This is a genomic window from Aeromicrobium sp. REDSEA-S32_B7 (assembly GCF_001626145.1).
GTDB lineage: Bacteria > Actinomycetota > Actinomycetes > Propionibacteriales > Nocardioidaceae > Aeromicrobium > Aeromicrobium erythreum.
Genome location: NZ_LUNF01000312.1, coordinates 1 through 3,712, shown reverse-complemented (window position 1 = coordinate 3,712; position 3,712 = coordinate 1). Strand labels below are relative to the sequence as shown.

At 73.0% G+C, this 3,712-nt stretch carries 3 protein-coding genes and 1 pseudogene; 3 read left to right on the top strand and 1 reads right to left on the bottom strand.

Features of this window, described 5'->3' with window-relative positions; genetic code table 11:
• Positions 1 to 522 (bottom strand): inositol monophosphatase family protein (locus A6Q79_RS17885; protein WP_317698899.1); only part of this gene is annotated, 522 nt, incomplete at its 3' end.
• Between the two features lie 44 nt (positions 523 to 566).
• Here A6Q79_RS17885 and A6Q79_RS17880 point away from each other — a divergent pair.
• From A6Q79_RS17880 to A6Q79_RS17870, 3 genes and pseudogenes are all read left to right on the top strand, one after another.
• Positions 567 to 1,378: pseudogene (locus A6Q79_RS17880) on the top strand (tRNA dihydrouridine synthase); the annotation flags it as partial.
• A 282-nt stretch (positions 1,379 to 1,660) separates the two neighbouring features.
• Positions 1,661 to 2,575 (top strand): hypothetical protein, encoded by a 915-nt coding sequence (locus A6Q79_RS17875; RefSeq protein WP_317698898.1) that lies wholly within the window; start codon positions 1,661 to 1,663, stop codon positions 2,573 to 2,575.
• 58 nt (positions 2,576 to 2,633) lie between these two features.
• Positions 2,634 to 3,712: deoxyguanosinetriphosphate triphosphohydrolase (locus tag A6Q79_RS17870; protein ID WP_317698897.1), on the top strand; the 1,079-nt coding region annotated here is incomplete at its 3' end.

Sequence of the window (3,712 nt, the reverse complement as noted above, 5' to 3'; positions counted from 1 at the left end):
GGCCTGCCCCAGGGCCAACCGGGGGTAGTCCACGCCGCAGCAGGTCCCCGTCGGCCGGAGCGTCCTGGGGTCGGTGGCGGGCTCGATCCGCACACCGTCCGCCCACGCCCCGGCCCCGTGCTCGGCGACGTAGGCGCGGCCGTGCTGGGGCTGCCAGATCCAGCTGCGCACCGTCCGGCCGTGGTGCAGCTCGGCGAGCATGGTGGCGTGGTCGGGGGAGCCGGCGACGAAGTGTCGGGTGCCGTCGACGGGGTCGACGGTGAAGGCGTGGGCGGCCGAGGCGAGCCCGTGCAGCAGCCCGGGGGTCTCTGACACCGCCTCCTCGCCGACGACGAGCGCGTCGGGGTGGGCAGCTCGGAGCGCGGCGGAGAGGGCGACCTCCGCCTCGCGGTCGGCGACGGTGACCAGGTCCCCGGGCCGCCGCTTGCTCGCGACGTCCCCCGCCGCGAGAGCGCCGAAGCGCGGCGTGACGTGCTCGGCCACGACCTCGCGCACGAGGTCGAGCACCGCGTCGGTGTCCATCGGCCGATTCACCCGCCCAGCCTGTCAGGCGGCACCATGGAGGCATGTCCACCACCCCCGGTCCGGCCTCGGGTCTCACCCTCGGCACCCTCCACGTGCCGACCCCGGTGGTCCTGGCGCCGATGGCCGGGATCACCAACGCGGCGTACCGCCGGCTGTGCGCCGAGCAGGGGGCCGGCCTCTACGTCTGCGAGATGATCACCAGCCGCGGCCTGGTCGAGGGTGACCAGCACACCAAGGACATGTTGGTCTTCGACGAGCTGGAGACCACGCGCTCGGTCCAGCTCTACGGCACCGACCCGGTCTACGTCGGGAAGGCCGCGGAGATCCTCTGCGCGGAGTACGGCGTCGCGCACATCGACCTGAACTTCGGCTGCCCCGTCCCCAAGGTCACGCGCAAGGGCGGCGGAGGCGCGCTGCCGTGGAAGCGCGGCCTGCTGGCCGACATCCTCGAGCACGCCGTCCGCGCGGCGACGCCCTACGACGTGCCGGTCACGATGAAGACCCGCAAGGGCATCGACGAGGACCACCTGACCTACCTCGACGCCGGCCGGATCGCCCAGGAGAGCGGCTGCGCGGCGATCGCGCTGCACGGTCGGACCGTCGCCCAGTGGAGGAGACCGGTGCGGCCGGCGTGGTCGTGGGACGCGGGTGCCTGGGGCGGCCGTGGCTCTTCCGCGACCTGGCCGCCGCCTTCGCCGGCGAGGAGGTCGCCACGCTCCCGACCCTGGGCGAGGTGCGCGACATGATGCGCCGCCACGCCGAGCTGCTGTGCCAGCACATGGGGGAGGAGCGCGGCAGCAAGGAGTTCCGCAAGCACGTCTCGTGGTACCTCAAGGGCTTCGCCGCCGGCGGCACGATGCGGCGCAGCCTGGGCCTGGTCAGGACGGGAGCGGCTGCGCCGTCGAGGAGGACCTGCACTCCGGCGGTTGAGCCGGCGACGCCCGTGAGCCTGCGACGCCGACCAGACGTGACCCCAGTCACACGGGGTGAGCGGGAACACCCGTGAAGAGCAGGTCAAGATTCGGACACGATTGTCGGCCTGTGGTTCAGTGATGGACGCGTACTGGCCGGTATCCCACCGGATGCCCGGCAGTCCACGCACATCCCCCGACCCCGACAGCTAAGGATCAGCGCTGTGGCAGATCGTCGCCACAAGCGGGACACCGATGCCCGCCGGACGCCGCGAGCGACCCTCGTGGCCGGCCCTCTCGCCCTCGTCGCCACCGCCTCGGTGATCTCCCTGGGAGTCGTGCTCAGCGACGCGCCCGATTCGGAGACGCTCACCGCCCGGACCACTGCCGCCGACCTCCAGCAGGCCACCGGCGGGTCCGGCCTCGGGTCGCGCGACTCCGTCCTGAGCCGCTCCTCGGACCGCTCCGGCCTCACCACGGTCGAGGGCGCCACCTTGGAGAAGGCCGAGACCAAGCTCGACCGCGTGCTCGCGAAGAAGGCCGTGAAGAAGGCCATCGCGAAAGCCGACACGAAGCTGTGGACCACGGCGCCGCTGAACCTGTGGACCGAGCCCGGCGAGAAGGCGAAGAAGGTCGGCACGGTCGCCGCCGAGCGCAAGGTGCTGGTCACGGGTCGCGAGCTCTACGGCCGTGACGAGGTCGTGATCGACGGCAAGGCGCGCTGGGTCACCCAGGGCTACCTGCAGGAGGAGAAGCCCGAGACCGGGCCCGCCACCGCGAGCGCCAGCGCCAGCTGCACCAACGGCAGCAGCGTCCCGGCCGGGGTCAGCCCCAACATCGCCGCGGTGCACCGTGCGGTCTGCGCCCAGTTCCCGAGCATCACCAGCTACGGCACGTTCCGCTCCGGCGGCGGCGACCACGGCCGCGGCCTGGCTGTGGACATCATGGTCTCCGGTGAGCTCGGTTGGCAGGTCGCGGAGTTCGTCCGTGCCAACGCCGGCCGGCTCGGCGTCAGCTATGCGATCTACTCCCAGCGCATCTGGTCGGTCGAGCGGGGCGGCGAGGGCTGGCGCCCGATGTCGGATCGCGGGTCGGCCACGGCCAACCACTACGACCACGTGCACGTCTCGACGTTCTGAGCCAGCGGAACCCGGGGACGGGGCTGCCGGTCGGCGCCCTGCCCTAGGCTCGGCGCCGATGGACGCCCTGGAGCTGTACGACGACCACGCCCGTGAGCGGCTGGTCCCCGATCCGCCGAAGCGGGTCGACGCGCCCGTGCGGACCCCCTTCGAGCGGGACCGCGCGCGCGTGGTGCACGCCGCGTCCTCACGCCGGCTCGCCGCCAAGACGCAGGTCGTCGGTCCGCAGAGCGACGACTTCGTCCGCAACCGGCTCACCCACAGCCTGGAGGTGGCCCAGGTCGCCCGGGACCTCTCCCGGGCGCTCGGGTCGCACCCCGACATCGCCGAGACCGCGGCGCTGGCCCACGACCTCGGCCACCCGCCCTTCGGCCACAACGGCGAGCGGGTGCTGGCGGACCTGGCCGTGGAGTGCGGGGGCTTCGAGGGCAACGCCCAGACGCTGCGGCTGCTGACCCGGCTGGAGTCGAAGACCTTCGACCAGCAGGGACGCTCGGTGGGGCTCAACCTCACCCGCGCCACCCTGGACGCCTGTTCGAAGTACCCCTGGGGTGCCGAGGAGTCGCGCGACGGCAAGTTCGGCGTCTACGCCGACGACCGACCGGTCTTCTCCTGGATGCGGGCCGGCGTGCCTGCGGCCGAGCCGCCCCGCCGCTGCCTGGAGGCCCAGGTGATGGACCTCGCCGACGACGTCGCCTACTCCGTCCACGACGTCGAGGACGGCGTGGTCGCCGGCCGCGTCGACCTGACCCGGCTCGACAGCGCCGCGGTCTGGGCGACCCTGCGCGAGTGGTACCCCTCCGACCTGGCGGGTGTCCCCGACGACGAGCTCGACGCGGACCTCGCCGACCTGCGCGCGGTGGGCTCCTGGCCGCACGCGACCTACGACGGCAGCCGCGCCTCGCTCGCGGCCCTGAAGAACCTCACCAGTGACCTGATAGGCCGCTTCTGCGGTGCGGTCCAGCACGCCACCCACGCCGCCGGACCCGGGCCGTTCGTGCGCTACGAGGCAGACCTCGTCGTGCCGCGGCGGACCGGGCTGGAGATGCTGGTGCTCAAGGGGATCGCCGCGCACTACGTCATGCAGGCCGAGGACCGCCTGGCCGTGATGGCACGCCAGCGCGAGCTGCTGGGCGA